The sequence below is a fragment of the Streptomyces sp. NPDC034085 genome (genome assembly GCF_055575555.1).
On the sequence record NZ_JBVISL010000016.1, the window covers coordinates 15,691 to 35,035 of the forward strand.

Annotated in this window: 16 protein-coding genes and 1 riboswitch; of the genes, 14 read left to right on the forward strand and 2 right to left on the reverse strand. The window is 73.5% G+C overall.

Annotated elements, in window-relative coordinates; translation table 11 throughout:
* Positions 1-9: 9 nt before the first annotated feature.
* From ACZ501_RS33280 to ACZ501_RS33290, 3 genes are read left to right on the forward strand one after another with little or no spacing between them, the layout of a single operon-like run.
* Complete coding sequence (locus tag ACZ501_RS33280) at positions 10-675, forward strand: hypothetical protein (protein ID WP_468800305.1); 666 nt, start codon at positions 10-12, stop codon at positions 673-675.
* Positions 672-2,180, forward strand: a complete 1,509-nt coding sequence (locus tag ACZ501_RS33285) for a serine/threonine-protein kinase (protein ID WP_361601278.1) — start codon at positions 672-674, stop codon at positions 2,178-2,180. The genes ACZ501_RS33280 and ACZ501_RS33285 overlap by 4 nt, the downstream gene beginning before the upstream one ends.
* A complete protein-coding gene (locus tag ACZ501_RS33290; RefSeq protein ID WP_361601275.1) occupies positions 2,177-2,677 on the forward strand; it encodes an SUKH-3 domain-containing protein in 501 nt (166 codons plus the stop codon). The genes ACZ501_RS33285 and ACZ501_RS33290 overlap by 4 nt, the downstream gene beginning before the upstream one ends.
* Here ACZ501_RS33290 and ACZ501_RS33295 read toward each other — a convergent pair.
* A complete protein-coding gene (locus ACZ501_RS33295) occupies positions 2,650-5,070 on the reverse strand; it encodes a YfhO family protein (protein WP_468800307.1) in 2,421 nt (806 codons plus the stop codon). The genes ACZ501_RS33290 and ACZ501_RS33295 overlap by 28 nt on opposite strands.
* A 177-nt stretch (positions 5,071-5,247) precedes the next feature.
* Between ACZ501_RS33295 and ACZ501_RS33300 the strand changes: the two genes are divergently transcribed.
* Complete coding sequence (locus ACZ501_RS33300) at positions 5,248-5,874, forward strand: SurA N-terminal domain-containing protein (protein ID WP_361601269.1); 627 nt, start codon at positions 5,248-5,250, stop codon at positions 5,872-5,874.
* A gap of 118 nt (positions 5,875-5,992) precedes the next feature.
* The gene (locus tag ACZ501_RS33305) at positions 5,993-7,030 is read left to right on the forward strand and encodes a nucleoside triphosphate pyrophosphohydrolase (RefSeq protein WP_468800309.1); all 1,038 of its coding nucleotides are present in this window, start codon (positions 5,993-5,995) and stop codon (positions 7,028-7,030) included.
* A 46-nt stretch (positions 7,031-7,076) separates the two neighbouring features.
* Here ACZ501_RS33305 and ACZ501_RS33310 read toward each other — a convergent pair whose 3' ends face one another.
* The gene (locus ACZ501_RS33310) at positions 7,077-8,279 is read right to left on the reverse strand and encodes a globin domain-containing protein (RefSeq protein WP_468800311.1); all 1,203 of its coding nucleotides are present in this window, start codon (positions 8,277-8,279) and stop codon (positions 7,077-7,079) included.
* A 47-nt stretch (positions 8,280-8,326) separates the two neighbouring features.
* Here ACZ501_RS33310 and ACZ501_RS33315 point away from each other — a divergent pair, with 47 nt between their 5' ends.
* From ACZ501_RS33315 to ACZ501_RS33355, 9 genes are all read left to right on the forward strand, one after another.
* Positions 8,327-9,676, forward strand: a complete 1,350-nt coding sequence (locus tag ACZ501_RS33315; RefSeq protein ID WP_468800313.1) for a cytochrome P450 family protein — start codon at positions 8,327-8,329, stop codon at positions 9,674-9,676.
* 114 nt (positions 9,677-9,790) lie between these two features.
* Entirely contained in the window at positions 9,791-10,864 is a 1,074-nt protein-coding gene (locus ACZ501_RS33320) for a transglycosylase family protein (RefSeq protein WP_361601257.1), read from the forward strand.
* A 274-nt stretch (positions 10,865-11,138) separates the two neighbouring features.
* Positions 11,139-11,311: riboswitch (cyclic di-AMP (ydaO/yuaA leader) on the forward strand.
* Between the two features lie 2 nt (positions 11,312-11,313).
* Positions 11,314-12,048 carry a transglycosylase family protein gene (locus ACZ501_RS33325; protein ID WP_361601254.1) on the forward strand — a complete coding sequence of 245 codons (735 nt, stop codon included), beginning with the start codon at positions 11,314-11,316 and terminating at the stop codon, positions 12,046-12,048.
* 285 nt (positions 12,049-12,333) lie between these two features.
* Positions 12,334-13,620 (forward strand): phosphopyruvate hydratase, encoded by a 1,287-nt coding sequence (gene eno / locus ACZ501_RS33330; protein ID WP_361601251.1) that lies wholly within the window; start codon positions 12,334-12,336, stop codon positions 13,618-13,620.
* Between the two features lie 109 nt (positions 13,621-13,729).
* Entirely contained in the window at positions 13,730-14,218 is a 489-nt protein-coding gene (locus ACZ501_RS33335) for an FtsB family cell division protein (RefSeq protein WP_361601248.1), read from the forward strand.
* Between the two features lie 43 nt (positions 14,219-14,261).
* A complete protein-coding gene (locus ACZ501_RS33340; RefSeq protein WP_361601246.1) occupies positions 14,262-14,804 on the forward strand; it encodes a DUF501 domain-containing protein in 543 nt (180 codons plus the stop codon).
* Entirely contained in the window at positions 14,801-15,742 is a 942-nt protein-coding gene (locus tag ACZ501_RS33345) for a Ppx/GppA phosphatase family protein (protein WP_361601243.1), read from the forward strand. Before ACZ501_RS33340 ends, ACZ501_RS33345 begins: the two co-directional genes overlap by 4 nt.
* A gap of 553 nt (positions 15,743-16,295) precedes the next feature.
* The gene (locus tag ACZ501_RS33350; RefSeq protein ID WP_362459208.1) at positions 16,296-17,681 is read left to right on the forward strand and encodes an NAD(P)/FAD-dependent oxidoreductase; all 1,386 of its coding nucleotides are present in this window, start codon (positions 16,296-16,298) and stop codon (positions 17,679-17,681) included.
* Between the two features lie 228 nt (positions 17,682-17,909).
* Positions 17,910-19,274 (forward strand): cyclopropane-fatty-acyl-phospholipid synthase family protein, encoded by a 1,365-nt coding sequence (locus tag ACZ501_RS33355; RefSeq protein ID WP_361601237.1) that lies wholly within the window; start codon positions 17,910-17,912, stop codon positions 19,272-19,274.
* Positions 19,275-19,345 lie beyond the last annotated feature (71 nt).

The window sequence follows — 19,345 nt, forward strand, 5'->3', positions numbered from 1 at the left end:
GGAGCACCGATGCACGGCCCCGGCATCCCGCCGCAGCAAGGCCCCCACGGCCACCGGCCCGTCTCCGGGGCCACGATGTCGCTGCGCGTGCTGTTCACGGCGCTCCCCGTCCTCAGCTGCGGTTTCTTCGCCTGGGGCGCGCTGCTGCGGCTCGCGATACTCACCCGCAAGCCCCGGGACTGGGCCCTGCTGGTGCTGAGCCTGGTGCTGTCGGTCGTGTGGATCGTCTTCATCGAGCTCGATCCGACGGCCGAGACGAACGGCTGGCAGGGCAACGTGGGCGCCGGTGGCTCGATCTTCACCGGGTTCGCGGTCTGCGTGTACTACCTCGTCGCCGACATCAAGCACCACGAGGCCAGGGCCCTGGCGCCGGCGCCCGCGCCCTGGTACCCGGCCGCGCCGCCGGCCCCGTACGGCGGCCACCACCAGCCCCAGCCGCCCCACCAGCCCCAGCACCAGCCGCAGCCGCCGCACCAGACCACGCCCGGCTACGGCTACCCGCAGACGCAGCAGCCGGCCGGGCAGCCGGCCCAGCCCCCGCGGCTCGGGCAGGTCCGCGCCGAACTCGACGAGCTCAGCGAGCTGCTGCGCAAGCAGAACCCGGCCCGGCCCCCGCAGCCCGGCGGCCCGTACCAGGACCCGAACACCACGGCGATCCAGGACCCGCAGCAGTGACCGAGCGCCTCATCGGCGAGCGCTACCAGCTCGCCACCGTCCTCGGCCAGGGCGGCATGGGCCAGGTGTGGACGGCCTACGACCGCCGCCTGGACCGCCGCGTCGCCGTCAAGCTGCTGCGCCCCGACAAGGTGGCCGGCCCCGGCACCGTCGCCGAGGAGCTGCGCCGCCGCTTCGTGCGCGAGTGCCGGGTCACCGCGCAGGTGGACCACCCCGGCCTGGTGACCGTCCACGACGCGGGCAGCGACGGCGACGAGCTGTACCTCGTCATGGGCTACGTGGAGGGCTCGGACCTCGCCGACCACCTCGCAGAGCACGACCCCTACCCCTGGCCGTGGGCGGTCGCGGTGGTCGCGCAGCTGTGCGCCGTGCTCTCCGCCGTGCACGCGGTGCCGATCGTCCACCGCGACCTGAAGCCGCGCAACGTGATGGTCCGCCCCGACGGGACCGTCCTCGTCCTCGACCTCGGCGTCGCCTCCGTGATGGACACCGACACCACCCGCCTCACCAGCACCGGATCCCCGATCGGCAGCCCCGCCTACATGGCCCCCGAGCAGGCCATGGGCGGCGCGGTCGGCCCGTACACCGACCTGTACGCCCTCGGCGTCCTGCTGTACGAACTGCTCAGCGGAGGAGTCCCGTTCGCCGGGACCACCGCCCTCGGCGTCCTGCACCGCCACCTCTACGAGCCCCCGGCCCCGGTGCGCCCGCTGCGCCCCGAGATCCCGCCGGAGCTGGAGGCGGTCCTGCTGCGCCTGCTCGCCAAGGACCCCCAGGACCGCCCGGCCTCCGCCCAGGAGGTGTACGAGGCCCTCGCGCCGCTGCTCCCGGCCCCCGGCAGCCGCCACCCGGCCGGCCCGCTCGACCCGACCCGGCCCTTCCTGCGCCCCCAGGCCCCCTGGCCGGACCGGGCCGCCGCCGTCCCGCCGCGGCCGGCCCAGCCGCCCGCGCCGCCCCGCCCCGACATCCCGGGCGCGGTGGACGAGGCCCGCAAGCTGCTGGACCAGGGCCGGCTCACCCAGGCCGTGGACATCCTCGGCAACATCCTCCCGGCGGCCGCCGCCGAGCACGGGGAGCACTCCCCGGTGGTGCGCAGCCTGCGCAAGCAGTACGCGGCCACGCTGATGGACGACGGCCAGTACCGCCGCGCCCTGCCCGAACTGCGCCGCCTCGCCGACCAGTCCCCGGCCGGGGACCCGCAGTCGCTGCGCTTCCGCTACGACGCCGCGCAGTGCCTGGAGCAGCTCGGCGAGCCCGCGGCGGCGCTGGCGGAGTACCGCTCGCTGCTGCCCCTGTTCGAGAACCACTACGCCAACCCGGACCCGGGCCTGCCGCTGGAGGTCCGCCGCCGGATAGCGCACCTGCTGCTCTCCCTCGGCGACCGGGCGGCCGCCCACGACACCCTGGTGCGGCTGCTGTTCGACGCGGACCGCGTGCACGGCCCCGCCCACCCGCTCCCGGTGGAGATCCGCCGCACCCTGCAATGGCTGGGCCAGGTGCGGTGACGGGGCCCTGGCGGCGCTCCCGGGAATGGGTCGACGCCCGCTTCACGGAGGGCGGCTGGTACCCGGGCCGGGACATCGGGGAGGCCGCCCTCGCCCGCCTGGCCGGGCCGATGACCGCCGCGTACCGGGAGGACGGCCGCTACGGGATGGAGCTCTTCCCGGCGGCCGCCGCCTTCCTGCGCGAGCACGCGGAGGTCGCCCTGCGCCTGGGCGCCCGCCCGAGCGACCGGCTCGTCTTCTCCCCGCACCTCGTCCACCGCTCGGCCGCCGCGGCCGCCGCCGAACTCGCCCGGGGCCTGGGCAGGCGGGTGTTCACCATCGGCTACGACGCCGACGAGGGCGCCGTCTTCTACATCGACGAGGACGGCCGCTTCTTCTACGAGTTCTGGGAGGAACTCCACTTCGTGGGCGGCGACAAGTACGAGGCCTTCGGCGGACCCGTCTTCGGCGGCCCGGACGCCGAGGACTTCTACACCGCCGCGCCCGCGCCCCGCTGACGCCGCCGCAGCGCCGCCGTGAGCAGGGCCAGGGCCGACACCCCGGCGGCCGCCGCCCCGGCCGGCAGGCCCGGCGGGCTGAACCGGCAGCTCACGGTGGTGGTGCGGCCGTCCAGCGGGACGGCGAGCAGGCCGAGGCGGCCCCCCGCCGGGCGGCCGTCGCAGCTCCAGCCCGCGATGGCCGGCACCGAGACCACCGCCGTGCCGGTGCTGCCCGGGGGCAGGGTGGCGCTCAGCCCCGAGGAGGTCACCCGCACGCCGGTGGCGGCCTTGGCCCTCAGCCCGGCGACCGCCGCGGCGAGCCGGGTCCCGTCCAGGCAGGACAGCGCCCACCGGTCGGGGGCGGGCCGGTCGAAGACGAGTTTCGAGGCGGGCCCGCGCGAGAGCCCCAGCGACTGGAGCGCCGCCCGGTTCTTGGGGGGATTGCCGTTCAGCTTGGCGGGGCGGCCGCCGGCGAGGCGGGCCGTGGCGTTGTACTCCGGGGCCCACAGGAAGGCCTCCGTTCCCGCCCGGCAGACCCCGGGCGCGACTGGGTCCTCGTACACCTCGGCGCCCAGCAGCAGCTCCTGGTTCGCGAAGGGCGAGTCGCCGTACGCCGGGACCGGGCCGGCCGGGTGGACGGTGACCAGCGGCAGGGCCGCGGCGCGGGCGACGGTGCCGTCCGGCTTCAGCCGCGCGCCCACCGCGAACAACGCGTCCGTCACCGGGTTGTCCAGGCTCTGCACGCTGCGGCCGCGCGAGGTCCAGCCGGCGCCGAGCGCCGTCATGGTGCGCGTGAACACGTCCGGGGTGTGGCTGCTGTAGTACGCGCCGCCCTCCCCGCCCAGCAGCATCGGGTCGTTGCCCGACAGCGCCGGCCGGCCCGCGTCGGTCCGGTACGCGGGCCAGCCCTCGGCCCCGGCGAGGGCGGCGGCGCGCGCGGTGTGGGACCGGTTCCAGGAGGGGTAGTCGTCCAGCCCGGCCAGCTTTCCCCGGTGGCCGTAGGCCGTGGTCGCCGCGGCCTGCGCCACCAGCACCGTGGCCAGCACCGCCGCGAGCACCCCGGCCGCCGCGGGCGGCAGCCCCCGCCGGCCGAGCGCCCACCAGGCCACCGCGCTCAGCGCCAGCCCGCCCGTGAAAAGCGCGTACCCCCACCCCGTCGGCAGGGCGCTGCCGGCCGCCCACAGCACGGCCGCCGCCAGCAGGCCGGCGCCCGCCGCCAGCGCGCGGACCCCGGGCACGCCCGCGGCGAGCCCCGTCCACGCGGCGATCACCGCGATGCCGGCCAGCACGAAGGTCTGCCGGTACGCGCTGCCGTTCGGGGTCGCGAAGAGGTGCCAGGCCAGATGGGTCGGCGCCCACTGCAAGGACAGCAGCACCGCCGCCACCAGCCCCGCCCACCAGCAGCGGGTACGGGCCGGCAGCGCCCGGTGGAACGGCAGGGCCGCCACCAGCAGCAGGGTCCCGGTGCCCACGAACACGGCGGGGGAGTTGAAGGAGTACGTCGCCGGCAGCAGCCGCGCGAACAGGTCTGACCACGGCACCGGGCCGAACTCCCTGGACCAGCCCGGGTAGGCCTGCTTCGAGCTGAGGAACAGGGGCACCAGCACCGGCGCCGCCAGCCCGATCCCCAGCAGCGCCGTCAGCGCCGCCCGCCCGACCGCCCGGGCCCGCTCCCGCGCTCCCTCCCGGGTCAGCACCACCCGTACCACCAGCACCAGCGCCGCCCCCAGCGTGGCCATGTACGCGGTGTAGAAGTTGGCCGTCCAGCTCACCGCCACCACCAGCACGCCCAGCACCGGACGCCGGGCGTGCAGCGCCCACTCGCCGGTCAGGCACAGCAGCGGGAAGGCGACGAGCCCGTCGAGCCACATCGGGTTGTACGCGGCCTCGATCACCGACCAGCCGCACAGCGCGTACGAGGCCCCCAGCAGCCCCGCCGCCCACCAGGGCCCGCGCCGCTGGGTGCGCAGCAGCCAGGCCATGGCCGCCGCCGCGGCCGTCATCTTCAGCACGGTCACCGCGTACACCGCGAGGTCGATGTCCTCGCGCGGGAACAGCGCCACCAGCAGGGCGAACGGGCTCGTCAGGTACGTCCCGAAGTCGGGCAGGAAGCTGGTGCCGTATCCGGACTGCCAGTTGAGGAGGAGTCCGCCCTGCGCCCGCCCGTGCAGCAGGTCCCACAGGTGCGCGTGGAACGGCACGAACTGGTTGCCGAGGTCGTTGACACTGCGGTGGCGCGGCCCGTACGGGAACACCCGCGCGACGGCGTCCCCGCCGCAGACGGCCGCCGCGGTGAGGAACGCCGCGGTCACCGCCCCGAGTACCCCGGCCCCGCGCCCCTCGTGCCGGGTGGCCGGGGCGGCGGGACGGCGGGCGGTGCGGCGCGGGGCGAGCTGGGATGTCGTCGGCATGGTGGTCCGACGATCTCAGGAGCCGGGGGAGCCGCGGTAACCGGGGAGCGGACTCGCACCCCGACACCACCGGAATCGTTGGTCGAACCGGTGGCTCGGGCCACCCTGACTGCATACCATCGATCACCGCAAGGCCCTTGTGCACCGAAGCACAATCTCCCGGCCCTGGAGGCTCCTTTGCACCGTCGCACAGCGCTCTCCGTATCCGCCGCCCTGCTCGCGGCGGCCCCCCTGCTGACCGCGTGTTCCGGCGGGACCCGGCCCGGTACCGCGGCCGTCGTCGGTGGTGAGCGCATCACCACTGCGGCGCTCCAGGCCCAGGTGGGCGACGTGCGCACCGCCCAGAACCGGTCCGGGCAGGGAGCGCAGCTGATCGGCGCGACCGCCGGACTGGAGCGGCTGAAACTGAACAAGATGATCCAGAGCGCCGTCCTGGAGCGGGCCGCGGAGGACGCCGGACTGAGCGTGAGCCCCAAGGAGGTCCAGGACGTCCGCAAGGCGCAGCTCCAGCAGCTGGGCGGCGAGAGGGAACTCGCGGACGCGGCGCTCCAGCAGGCGCAGCTGGCCCCGGGCCAGATCGAGGCGGACACCCGCTTCAAGCTGCTGCGCGACAAGGTGTTCGCGCACTACGGCAGCCAGGACAAGGCCCTCGCCAAGCTGGGGGAGGCGGCCAAGGCCCTGCACATCGAGGTCAACCCGCGCTACGGGCGGTGGGACGCGGAGCAGATCCTGCTCGGCGACCAGGAGACGCCGTGGATCACCCAGCGGACCCGTCCCGAGCAGGCGGCCCCGGCCGGAGCCTGAGGGCGCGCGGCGCGCGGTCACCCGGCGGATCCGGCGGCGTCTCGCGGAGCCCGAGGGCGCGTAGCCGCGGCGGCACCCGCCGACGCGGCACGGCCGCGGGCGGAGGTAGGTTCGGAGGGTGACCGACACCGCCGCTCCCGCCCCCGCCCCCGCCGAGCCCGCCGGCCGGATCGTCCTGCTGACCGCCAGCCACCGGGTCGCCCCCGGCCTGCTGTCCTGGCAGGCCTGGGAGACCCTGCGCGCCGCGGACCGGGTGCTGTGCGCCGACCCGGGGCACCCGCAGCTGCCGTACCTGCGCGAGGCGGGGGTCGCGGTGACGCACGCGGCCCTCGACGCCCAGGGGCTCGTCGAGGCCTGCGCCGGCGGCCGCACGATCGTGGTGCTGCCCGGCGGCGAGGGCGACCAGCGGCTCACGGACGGGCTGGCCCGGCTGGCCGGCTCGGGCCGGGTCGCCATGCCCGACCTGGAGCTGCTGCCCGGCTCGTACGACCTGCCGGGCGCGCGGCTGCTGGACCTGGTGCAGGTCATGGACCGGGTGCGCCGCGACTGCCCCTGGACCTCCCGCCAGACCCACGAGGGGCTGGTGAAGTACGCCCTCGAGGAGGCGTACGAGCTGGTCGAGGCGATCGAGGACGGAGACCGCGACGCCCTGCGCGAGGAGCTCGGCGACGTCCTGCTCCAGGTGGTCTTCCACGCGCGCATCGCCGAGGAGGGCGGCGCGGTGGAGGGCGGCGCGGCGGAGGGCGGCGGCGAGGAGGAGCAGACGCGGCCGTTCTCCATCGACGACGTCGCCGGCGACCTGGTGGACAAGCTGGTCCGCCGCCACCCGCACGTGTTCGGGGACGCCACGGCCGACTCCCCGGAGGACGTCAAGGCCCACTGGCTGGCCACCAAGGCGGTCGAGAAGCAGCGGGAGTCGGTCACCGACGGGATCCCGCTGGGCCAGCCCGCACTGGCGCTCGCGGCCAAGCTCGCCGGCCGGGCCCGCACGGGCGCGGTGGCGGTGGAGCTGCCCCGGGGCGAGGGCATCGGGTACGAGCTGCTGGAGCTGGCGGCGCGCGCCGAGGCGGCGGGGACCGACCCCGAGACGGCGCTGCGCGCGGCGGCCCGCGTCTACCGGGACGCGATCCGGGCGGCCGAGGGCGTCGGCGCGTAGCCGCTCGGCGGGCCGTACGGGCGGGCGTTCGGGGCGCGTCCGGGGCTCAGTACGCGCCCGGCGCACGCCCCGACGGGTTGTGCCAGTGCGGGGACGGGCGGTCGAGGAACCACTCGCCGAAGCCCAGCGGCCGGGGGCGCAGGGAGCCGGAGACGGGGACCGCGTCGTGGAAGAGCCGGTCGGGACGGGCTCCGAGCTCCTCCAGGAGGCGGACGGTCTCCTCGATGAACGGCGCCGGCCCGCTGAGGTGGACGTCCTGCTCCCGCCACAGGGCCCGGTTGCCGAGCGCGGTCGTCAGCCGGGCGGTGGCCTCGTCGCGGTGCTGCCCGGGGGCCGGGGTGATGTAGGTGACGCCGAGCCATCCGCAGGCTGCGGCGTGCGCGTCGATCAGGGGCCGGTCGTAGAGGTGCGCGGCGTCCCGCGCGACGACGAAGAGCCGTACGTCCTGATCGGGAGGGTGCTGTACGAGTTCCTCCACCAGGGCCCGCACGGGCGCCCAGCCGGTGCCGGCGGCGATGAGGGTGAGGGGCCGGTCCTCGCGGCGCAGGGTCAGCCGCCCGCCTGGCGCGCCGAGCCGCAGCACCTCGCCGGGCAGGACGTCGCGCACCAGGGCGGTGCTGAGCCGCCCGCCCTCGATCCGGCTGACGTGCAGGTCGACGGTGCCGTCGGGGCGGGGTGCGTTGCCGAGGGAGTACGTGCGCCACGTGGCCGGGACGCGGTCGCAGCTCACGCTCACGTACTGGCCGGGCCGGTAGGGGAGCGGGATGCGCGGCGCGAGGGTCAGGACGCCGATGTCCTCGCCGTACTGGAGGTGGCGCACCACCTCGGCGTCCCACCAGGGGGGTTCTCCGCTCGCGGCGGCGCCGGCCGTCATCGCGTCGGCGATGACCTGGTAGGCCTCGCACCAGGCCTTCTCCGTGGCCGGCGTCCAGGCCTCGCCGCAGGCCTGGGCGAGGGCCGCGAGCAGGCTGGCGCCGACGGCCGCGTAGTGCTCGGGGCCGACGAGGAACTTGCGGTGGTCGCGCCCGAGGTCGCGCAGGTAGGGGAGGAGGGTCTCGCTCTCCAGGTGGGTGACGACATGGGTGAGCGCGGCGAAGAGCCGGTCGCGCTGGCGTTCCATGTCCTCGGCGGAGGCCGGGAAGAGGTCGCGGAGCCCGGGGTTGTGCCAGAACAGGTGGGAGTAGAAGTACTTGACGGCGTGTTCGGCCCGTCTCTCCACCACCGCGAAACTGCTCTTCAAGATCCTCACGTCCACAGGACCGAAAGTAGGAATGTCACAGAACCTGGCGTCAAGTGATGTCCGATCTACGGACAGCCGCGACGAACCGGCCAAATGGGATGGCCGGTGGCGAGCCGGGATACCGTCGACGGGTGCACGATCAGAGCCCCGCCGACCCGGCCGACCCGTCCCGCCCCCCGGGGCCGACGCTCTTCGACTGGGAGTTCGCGACCGACCCCTACCCCGCCTACGCCTGGCTGCGCGAGCACGCGCCGGTACACCGCACCCGGCTCCCCAGCGGGGTCGAGGCCTGGCTGGTGACCCGGTACGCCGACGCCCGCCAGGCCCTCGCCGACCAGCGCCTCAGCAAGAACCCGGCGCACCACGCGGGGCCGGCGCACGCCAAGGGCAAGACCGGGATCCCGGGGGAGCGCAAGGCGGAGCTGATGACGCACCTGCTGAACATCGACCCGCCGGACCACACCCGGCTGCGGCGGCTGGTGTCGAAGGCCTTCACCCCGCGCCGCGTCGCCGAGTTCGCCCCGCGCGTGCAGGAGCTGACCGACCACCTCATCGGCCGGTTCGAAGGGAGGGGGGAGGCGGACCTCATCCACGAGTTCGCCTTTCCGCTCCCCATCTACGCCATCTGCGAGATGCTCGGCGTACCGCGCGAGGACCAGGACGACTTCCGCGACTGGGCCGGGATGATGATCCGGCACGGCGGCGGTCCGCGCGGCGGCGTCGCCCGCTCCGTGAAGCAGATGCGCGCCTACCTCGGGGAACTCATCCACCGCAAGCGGGACGATCTGGGCAATGACCTCATCTCCGACCTGATCCGGGCCAGCGACCACGGCGACCACCTGACCGAGGCCGAAGCCACGGCGATGGCCTTCATCCTGCTCTTCGCCGGCTTCGAGACGACCGTGAACCTCATCGGCAACGGCGTCCACTCCCTCTTCGTGAACCCGGACCAGCGCGAACGCCTCCAGGCCTCCCTCGCGGCCGGGGAGAGCGGCCTGCTGGAGACCGGCGTCGAGGAACTGCTGCGCTACGACGGCCCCGTGGAGCTCGCCACCTGGCGGTACGCCACCCGGCCGCTGACCCTCGGCGGTCAGGCGATCGCCGTCGGGGACCCCGTGCTCGTGGTCCTCGCGGCGGCCGACCGCGACCCGGAGCGGTTCGCCGAACCGGACACCCTGGACCTCTCCCGGAGTGACAATCAGCACCTCGGATACGGCCACGGGATCCACTACTGCCTCGGCGCTCCGCTCGCCCGGCTCGAAGGACAGACGGCGCTCGGGACTTTGCTGAAGCGTCTGCCGGATCTGGAACTCGCCGTTCCCCCCACGGACCTGCGCTGGCGCGGCGGTCTCATCATGCGGGGCCTGCGCACCCTCCCCGTCCGCTTCACACCCCGAAACGGCTGAGGGCCGAGCGAAGCCGAGCTGACTGCGAGTCAGTCCACTGCCGAACTTGTGACATCCGTTCGAAGGCGGCTAGGTTCTGCCGTTACCCCGCCGTTATGCGAAAGGTGCAGCCTCATGCTTCCCGGGAACGGCCGCCACAGACGCCCCCGCCAGGTACCCGCGATCGTCGTCACCGCAGGAGTCACCGGCTCCGCGCTGGCCCTGCCGCTGCTCGCCGCCACCGGCGCGAACGCGGCCGACACCGCCACGTGGGACAAGGTCGCCGACTGCGAGAGCGGCGGCACCTGGAGCGCGAACTCGGGCAGCGGTGCCTACGGAGGGCTCCAGTTCACGCTGGAGCAGTGGAAGAACGCGGGCGGACTCGCGTACGCCGAGCGGCCGGACCTCGCCAGCCGCTCGCAGCAGATAGCGGTGGCCGAGCGGGTGCTGGCCTCCCAGGGACCCCAGGCATGGCCGCTGTGCTCCGCCTCGGCCGGGCTGACCCAGCAGGGGCCCAAGGCCGAGGTGGACCCGGGCGACAACAAGAACCCCGGGCCGGTCGCGCCCACCCCGACCCGGCCGGACGACTCGGTGCCCGTCACCGGCAAGGGCAAGCCCTCCACGGACTTCGGTGCCCCGACCCCGCCGCCCGGCACGCCGTCCACCGGCCCGAGCGGACTGCCGGACTACCCGCTGGGACCCTCCAGCGGACTTCCCGTCATGCCCGAGCCGGACCTGACGGCGCCGCCCTCCGCGCCCATGACGCCGCCGGCCACCCCGGGCACGCCCACCGCCCCGGGCACCCCGACCGCCCCCGGCACGCCCACCGCCCCCGGCACCCCGGCCACCCCGGGCACGCCGACCGCCCCGGCGGACCCGACGGCCCCCGCCACCCCGGGCGTCACGCCCACCGCCCCGGCCACTCCGGGCGCCTCGCCGGCCGGCGCCCCGGGCGCCGAGGCGGGCGACGGCTCGGGCAAGCACCGCGGCCCGGCGGCACTGGAGCTGCCGGCGGCCCCTGGCACGGCGTCAGCCGCCGCCGCGGAGCCCACGTACACGGTGAAGCCGGGCGACAGCCTCGCGGCCATCGCGGACGCCAACGGGCTCAAGGGCGGCTGGAATGCCCTCTACCAGGCCAACGAGCAGGTCATCGGGCAGGACGCGGACCTCATCAAGCCCGGCCAGAACCTGGATCTAACCAAGAAATAGGGGCAGTTCGGACACCCTTTAAGGGTTGAATGTCCACTATCGGCAAATGAGACATGCATCTCTTCCGGTCAACTGGCGTGTCTCGTTCCGGAACTTCCGCAAACCCGGCTCTCACCTGCGCAAACGCGCTCCAGTGGAAGGCAAGTAGGCCGGTTTCTCCCCAAAATCACACGTTGAACATCGGGGAGAGACCTGTCTACCTTCTGAACCGCTCGCCACCGCGGGCTCCTTCGACCGCATCGCCGAATCCTGCCGGCGGACGGAGGGAACAGTCGTCGCGCAAGCGCCGAAGGCAGGAGCGGGGGAACCAAGGTAGGCGCCGGGAACGGCCGTCGAGAGACGGCCCGCGTACCGGCTAGGGGTGAAGACACGCGCCGCGCCGCGTGACCGGGCAACTCATCCGCCCGAACCCGACAGCTCACCTCGAAGGCGTCGGTGAGGAGAAATCCATGCTGCTTTCCGGCAAGGGCAAGCACCGCCGCGGCTCCAAGGCCGTCCGCATCGTCACGCTCGCCGGTGTCGCCGGTGTCGCCGTCGCGGCCCCGCTGATGGCCGCGGGCACCGCCAGCGCCGCCACCGCGTCCGAGTGGGACAAGGTCGCCGCCTGCGAGTCCGGCGGCAACTGGTCCATCAACACCGGCAACGGCTACTACGGCGGCCTGCAGTTCTCGTCCTCGACGTGGGCCGCGTACGGCGGCAAGGCGTACGCCGCGCAGGCCAACCAGGCCAGCAAGTCCCAGCAGATAGCGATCGCCGAGAAGGTCCTCAAGGGCCAGGGCAAGGGCGCCTGGCCGCACTGCGGCGTCGGCCTGTCCAACTCCTCGTACAGCGGCGGCGGCTCGGCCTCCAAGCCGGCCCCGGCCAAGCCCGCCCCGGCCAAGCCGGCCCCCGCCAAGCCCGCTCCGGCCAAGCCGGCCCCGGCCAAGCCCGCGAAGCCGGCCACCCCGGACCTCGAGACCAAGGGCACCAAGGGCACCTCCCCGGTGACCAAGCCGTCCGCCCCGAAGTCCCAGACCCCGCAGACCGGCAACGGTTCGTACGTGGTCCAGGAGGGCGACACCCTGGGCACCATCGCCCAGGCCAACGGCGTCAAGGGCGGCTGGGAGAAGCTCTTCGAGCTGAACAAGGACACCGTCCCCGACGCCGACCTGATCTTCCCGGGCCAGAAGCTGAAGCTCGCCTGAATCCCGGCGTAACACCTCGCACCACCCCCGCCGCCCGGCGCGCGTACCCCGCGCGCCGGGCGGCGGCATGTCGTGCGCGCCCCGCCTCCTGCCGGGCCGTCACGGCCCCCGGAGCGTCAGGAACCAAGGGCCGTATGTCCCGGAAGGCGGGTATTCGGCACCTTTTTCGTCCCAGGACCCGGGCGGTCGGGCAGCCCACTGCCCCGAGCCGGTTAGGCTCTAGTCGGCAAGGGCCGTCCCACGGTCCACCGCCACCGCACACCCAGCGTCACATCCCAGAAGGAGATGCTCGTGCCGTCCATCGACGTCGTCGTAGCCCGGGAAATCCTGGACTCCCGAGGCAACCCCACGGTCGAGGTCGAGGTGGGCCTCGACGACGGCAGCACCGGCCGTGCTGCCGTTCCGTCCGGCGCCTCCACCGGTGCCTTCGAGGCCATCGAGCTCCGTGACGGCGACCCCAGCCGTTACTTCGGCAAGGGTGTCGAGAAGGCCGTCCTCGCCGTCATCGAGCAGATCGGCCCGGAGCTCGTCGGCTACGACGCCACCGAGCAGCGCCTGATCGACCAGGCCATGTTCGACCTGGACGCCACCGACAACAAGGGCTCCCTCGGCGCCAACGCCATCCTCGGCGTGTCCCTGGCCGTCGCGCACGCCGCGTCGGAGGCCTCGGACCTGCCGCTGTTCCGCTACCTCGGCGGCCCGAACGCGCACCTGCTGCCCGTTCCGATGATGAACATCCTCAACGGTGGGTCGCACGCCGACTCCAACGTCGACATCCAGGAGTTCATGATCGCCCCGATCGGCGCGGAGTCCTTCTCCGAGGCGCTGCGCTGGGGCGCCGAGGTCTACCACACCCTCAAGAAGGTCCTGCACACCAAGGGCCTGTCCACCGGTCTGGGCGACGAGGGCGGCTTCGCCCCGAACCTGGAGTCCAACCGCGCCGCGCTCGACCTCATCATCGAGGCCATCAAGCAGGCCGGTTACACCCCGGGCAAGGACATCGCGCTCGCGCTCGACGTCGCCGCGTCCGAGTTCTACAAGGACGGCAAGTACGAGTTCGAGGGCCAGTCCCGCTCGGCCGCCGAGATGACCGACTACTACGCCGAGCTCGTCGAGGCGTACCCGCTGGTCTCCATCGAGGACCCGCTGTTCGAGGACGACTGGGCCGGCTGGAAGACCATCACCGACCGCCTGGGCTCCAAGGTCCAGATCGTCGGCGACGACCTCTTCGTCACCAACCCCGAGCGCCTGGCCCGCGGCATCGAGGAGGGCTCCGCGAACGCCCTGCTCGTGAAGGTGAACCAGATCGGTTCGCTGACCGAGACCCTCGACGCCGTCGAGATGGCCCAGCGCAACGGCTTCAAGTGCATGATGTCGCACCGCTCCGGCGAGACCGAGGACGTCACCATCGCCGACCTCGCCGTCGCCGTGAACTGCGGTCAGATCAAGACCGGCGCCCCGGCCCGCTCGGACCGCGTCGCCAAGTACAACCAGCTGCTGCGCATCGAGGAGATCCTCGACGACGCCGCCGTGTACGCGGGCCGCTCCGCCTTCCCGCGCTTCAAGGGCTGACACCCTCTTAGGGGGACACCCCTGGCTTGGCGTCCGTACGTCCCCGCACTCGGTCCCGTACCGTGTGCGGGGACGTATTGCGTAGTGCGCGCACAGGGGAGGCGGGGCCATGGCCGGGAACCGGGATCGGTTCTCCACCTTCTCGACCGCGACCCGGCTCAAGCAGCTCGGCGAGCGGACCGCGGCGCACGTCTACCGCTCGCAGTCCCGCCGGCACATCCGGCGCAGCCGGCTCACCGGCCGGGCGGCGCTGCTGGTGCTCGTCCTCTGTACGCTGGTCGTCGCCCTCGCGTACCCGATGCGCCAGTACGTCTCCCAGCGCTCGGAGATCGCGGACCAGCAGCGGGCCGCGGACACCGCGCGCAAGCGCCTCGAACAGCTCCGCGACGAGAAGGCCCGCTGGCAGGACCCCGCCTACGCGGAGCAGCAGGCGCGCAAGCACCTGCACTTCCTGCGCCCGGGGGAGATCGGCTACATCATGACCGACCCCGGGGCCGCGGCCCCGGAGCACCGCCGCGGCGGGCAGGACGGTTCCGACCGCCCCTGGTACTCCAACGTCTGGGACGGCGTCGACAAGGCCGACCGCCCCGGTGAATGACCCACCCATCACGTACGACCGAACGAAGAGACTTCCTCCAGGCATGCAGACTCCCCCGCCCCAGACCGACCGGACCGAGCCGACCGACGCGGACATCGAGGCGTTCGAGCAGCAGCTCGGCCGCCCGCCGCGCGGGCTGCGCGCCATCGCGCACCGCTGCCCCTGCGGCCGTCCGGACGTCGTGGAGACCGCACCCCGACTGCCCGACGGCACCCCGTTCCCGACGCTGTACTACCTGACGTGCCCGCGCGCGGCCTCCGCTATCGGCACGCTGGAGGCCAACGGCGTGATGAAGGAGATGCAGGCCCGGCTCGCCGAGGACCCGGAGCTCGCCGCCGCGTACCGGAAGGCGCACGAGGACTACATCCGGCGCCGCGACGCCATCGAGGTGCTCCAGGGCTTCCCGAGCGCCGGCGGCATGCCGGACCGGGTCAAGTGCCTGCACGTCCTGGTGGGCCACTCGCTGGCCGCCGGGCCCGGGGTGAACCCGTTCGGCGACGAGGCGCTGGCCATGCTGCCCGAGTGGTGGGCCAAGGGTCCCTGCGTCACCCCGTGCGGGGAGAAGAAGGCGGAGGAGTCCGCATGACCCGGGTCGCGGGCATCGACTGCGGTACGAACTCCATCCGCCTCCTCGTCGCCGACTGCGACCCGGCCACCGGGGAGCTGGTCGAGCTCGACCGCCGGATGACGATCGTCAGGCTCGGGCAGGGCGTGGACAAGACGGGACGGCTGGCTCCCGAGGCGCTGGAGCGCACCTTCGCGGCCTGCCGCGAGTACGCCGGGGTGATCAAGGAGTTCGGGGCCGAGCGGGTCCGCTTCGTGGCCACGTCGGCCTCGCGCGACGCCGAGAACCGGGACGAGTTCGTGCAGGGGGTCCTCGACGTCCTCGGCGTCGAGCCCGAGGTGATCTCCGGCGACCAGGAGGCGGAGTTCTCCTTCACCGGCGCCACCAAGGAGCTCGTCGCGCACGAGCACCTTGAACGCCCGTTCCTGGTGGTGGACATCGGCGGCGGCTCGACCGAGTTCGTCGTCGGCGAGGACCGCGTACGGGCCGCCCGCTCGGTCGACGTGGGCTGCGTCCGGATGACCGAGCGCCACCTGGTGGTGGACGGGGAGGTCACCGACCCGCCGACCGCGGCGCAGGTCGCCGCCATGCGCGCCGACATCGAGGCGGCCCTGGACCTGGCCGCGGAGACGGTCCCGCTGGGCGAGGCCCGCACCCTGGTGGGCCTCGCGGGCTCGGTGACCACGGTCGCGGCGATCGCCCTGGGCCTGGCCGAGTACGACTGGTCGGCGATCCACCACTCCCGGATCTCCTACGAGCAGGTCCGCGAGATCAGCGAGCGCATGCTCACCTCCACCCACGCCGAGCGCGCCGCCATCCCGGTGATGCACCCGGGCCGGGTCGACGTGATCGGCGCGGGCGCCCTGGTCCTGCTCGCGATCATGGAGCGCGTCGGAGCCGCCGAGGTCGTCGTCTCGGAGCACGACATCCTGGACGGCATCGCCTGGTCCGCGGCCTGACCCGCGGCGCGGCACGTGTGAGGGGGCGCCCCGGTGGGGCGCCCCCTCGAGCCGTTCGAGGGCGGGCGTGCAGCGGGTGTCGTGCGGGGTGTGGCTGAACATCGGGTTCCGCCCGATGGGCGGCTGGTGGGGAGGGGGAGGGGGCCCGGTGCGGCGGCAGTGCGGGGGCAGTGCGGGGGCCTCCGGGAGGCCGGAAGTGCCCCTCTCGGAACGAGGTTCGTGAAGTTCTTCACAAGGAAAAAGGCTCAGGCAGGTCAACACGGGGGTCCTGCAGGGCCTTTTCGGGGGTCGCAGGGCCGTTTCAGCACCTGTTTGTGCGATGCGCGGCCGCAACGGGTTTCGTATCAGAGGTATGGACGAAACCCAGTGGTCCAGTCCGGTTGGGGCCCTGGAGGCCAGTTCAGGACGGGTGAACAACGACTCCCGTTACCTGTTGGTTCCCGTTGCGCGCCATGACCTGGGTCACGCGGGCCGCGCAGTGTAACAGAGGCCCTGCGGCACCTTGTGAAGGGGCTCACGAGCGTCACCCCTTGGGGTGCTGGATACTCGTTCCATGAGCACCACGGAGCGTCCCAGGATCCTCGTAGTAGGAGGTGGGTACGTAGGCCTGTACGCAGCCAAGCGCATCATGAAGAAGATGCGTTACGGCGAGGCGACCGTCACGGTCGTCGACCCGCGGTCGTACATGACCTACCAGCCCTTCCTCCCCGAAGTGGCCGCAGGCAGCATCTCGCCTCGGCACGTCGTCGTCCCGCTGCGACGCGTGCTGCCCAAGGCGGAGGTTCTCACCGGCCGGGTCACCACCATCGACCAGGACCGCAAGGTCGCCGTCGTCACGCCGCTGGTCGGCGAGGCGTACGAGCTGCCCTTCGACTACCTGGTGATCGCGCTCGGCGCCGTCTCCCGCACCTTCCCGATCCCCGGCCTGGCCGAACAGGGCATCGGCATGAAGGGCGTCGAGGAGGGCATCGGCCTGCGCAACCACGTCCTCGAGCAGCTCGACAAGGCGGAGTCCACGACGGACGAGAACGTCCGCCGCAAGGCCCTCACCTTCGTCTTCGTCGGCGGCGGCTTCGCCGGTGCCGAGACGATCGGCGAGGTCGAGGACATGGCCCGCGACGCCGCGAAGTACTACACCACGATCAAGCGCGAGGACATGCGCTTCATCCTGGTGGACGCGGCCGACAAGATCCTTCCCGAGGTCGGGCCCAAGCTCGGCACCTGGGGCAAGGAGCACCTCGAGTCGCGCGGCATCGAGATCTACCTCAACACCTCCATGGACTCCTGCGTGGACGGCCACGTGGTGCTGAAGAACGGCCTCGAGGTCGACTCCAACACCATCGTGTGGACCGCGGGCGTCAAGCCGAACCCGGCGCTGGCCCGCTACGGCCTGCCGCTGGGCCCGCGCGGCCACGTGGACACCGCCCCGACCCTCCAGGTCCAGGGCAGCGACTACATCTGGGCCGCCGGCGACAACGCCCAGGTCCCGGACGTCGCCGCCCGCAAGGCCGGCGTCGAGAACGCCTGGTGCCCGCCGAACGCCCAGCACGCGCTGCGCCAGGCCAAGGTCCTCGGCGACAACGTGGTCTCCGGCATGCGGGGCTTCCCGCAGAAGGAGTACGCCCACTCCAACAAGGGTGCGGTGGCGGGCCTCGGCCTCCACAAGGGCGTCGCGATGATCGTCATGGGCAAGATGAAGATCAAGCTCAAGGGCCGGCTCGCCTGGTACATGCACCGTGGCTACCACGGCATGGCCATGCCGACCTGGAACCGCAAGATCCGCGTCTTCGCCGACTGGACCCTCGGCATGTTCCTCAAGCGCGAGGTCGTCTCCCTCGGAGCGCTGGAGACCCCGCGCGAGGAGTTCTACGAGGCCGCCAAGCCGGCGCCGGCTCCGGCCGCCGCTGCCGCCCCGGCCGAGAAGGCCAAGGCCTCCTGACCCCGACCGGTCCGTAAGGTCACCCCGTACGACCCCGAAGGGGCCGCCCGCCATCCGTGGTGCGGGCGGCCCCTTCGGCGTACCCGGACACATGCCCGGCCCCGGCCCCGGGACCGAGCTGCACGGCCGGCTCGAGGCCCGGTCGAGGAGCGGTACAGCGGGGGGAGCACCGTGATTGCCCCGGAAGGGAAGTGGGAAGCGTTCCACGGAACTCTGGAGGTGCCTGAGATGACCGACGCCGCGCCGCGGCTGGCAGCGATTGCCGAAACCCTGCTGGGCGCCCCCGTGCCCGTACGGATACGGGCCTGGGACGGCAGCGAGGCCGGCCCCGCGACCGGCCCCGTGCTGGTGATCAACCACCGGCGCGCCCTGCGCCGGGTCCTGTGGAAGCCCGGCGAGCTGGGGCTGGCACGCGCCTGGGTGGCCGGGGAGCTGACCGTCGAGGGCGACCTCTTCGAGCTGCTGGACCGGGTGGCCGGCCTGCTCTGGGAGCGGGAGCACGCCCCCGCCCCGGTCCGTACCGGGCCGGGCGGGCTCGCCTCGTTGCGCCCGCACCTGCCCGCCCGCGGTCCGGTCTCCGCCGGGACGGCCGCGCTCCTGCGCGACCCGGCGGCACGGGCCGCCGTACGCGAGCTCGTGGGCCTGGCGCGGCCGTGGCCCGCGCCCGCGCCGCCGCCGGAGGAGGCCGTCCGCCGCGGCGGCCCGCGGCACTCGAAGAGGCGCGACAGCGAGGCGATCAGCCACCACTACGACGTGGGCAACGAGTTCTACGAGCGGGTCCTCGGCCCCTCGATGGTGTACTCCTGCGCCTACTGGACCCCGGACGGCACCCTCGAGGACGCCCAGCGGGACAAGCTCGACCTGGTCTGCCGCAAGCTCGGCCTGAAGCCGGGGGAGCGGCTCCTGGACGTCGGCTGCGGCTGGGGCTCGATGGCCCTGCACGCGGCCCGCGAGTACGGCGTCCGGGTCACCGGCATCACCCTCTCGCGCGAGCAGGCCGCCTACGCCCGCAAGCGGATCGCCGAGGAGGGGCTGACCGACCGGGTCGACATCCGGGTGCAGGACTACCGGGACGTCAAGGACGGCCCGTACGACGCCATTTCCTCGATCGGCATGGCCGAGCACGTGGGCGCCGCGCGCTACCGCGAGTACGCCCGGATCCTGCACGCCCTGCTGGCCCCCGGCGGCCGGCTGCTCAACCACCAGATCGCGCGGCCCCCGGAGCCCCACGAGGAGGCGTACCGGGTCGACGAGTTCATCGACGCGTACGTCTTCCCCGACGGGGAGCTGTCCCCGATCGGCACCACCGTCGGAGAGCTGGAGCGGGCCGGCTTCGAGGTGCGCGACGTGGAGGCGCTGCGCGAGCACTACGCGCTGACCCTGCGGGCCTGGGTGGCGCGCCTGGAGGAGCACTGGGACGAGGCCGTCCGGCTCACCTCGCCGGGACGGGCCCGGGTGTGGCTGCTGTACATGGCGGCCTCCGCGCTCGGCTTCGAGCGGAACCGCCTGGGGGTCAACCAGGTGCTGGCGGTACGGCCCGGGGACGGAGGGGTCTCGGGGATGCCGCTGCGGGCTCGGGTCTGGGGCGGGTAGCCCCGTACGCATCGAGAGCGGGAAGGGCCCCGGGGCTTGTGCCCCGGGGCCCTTCCGTGTGTGCGCTGCGC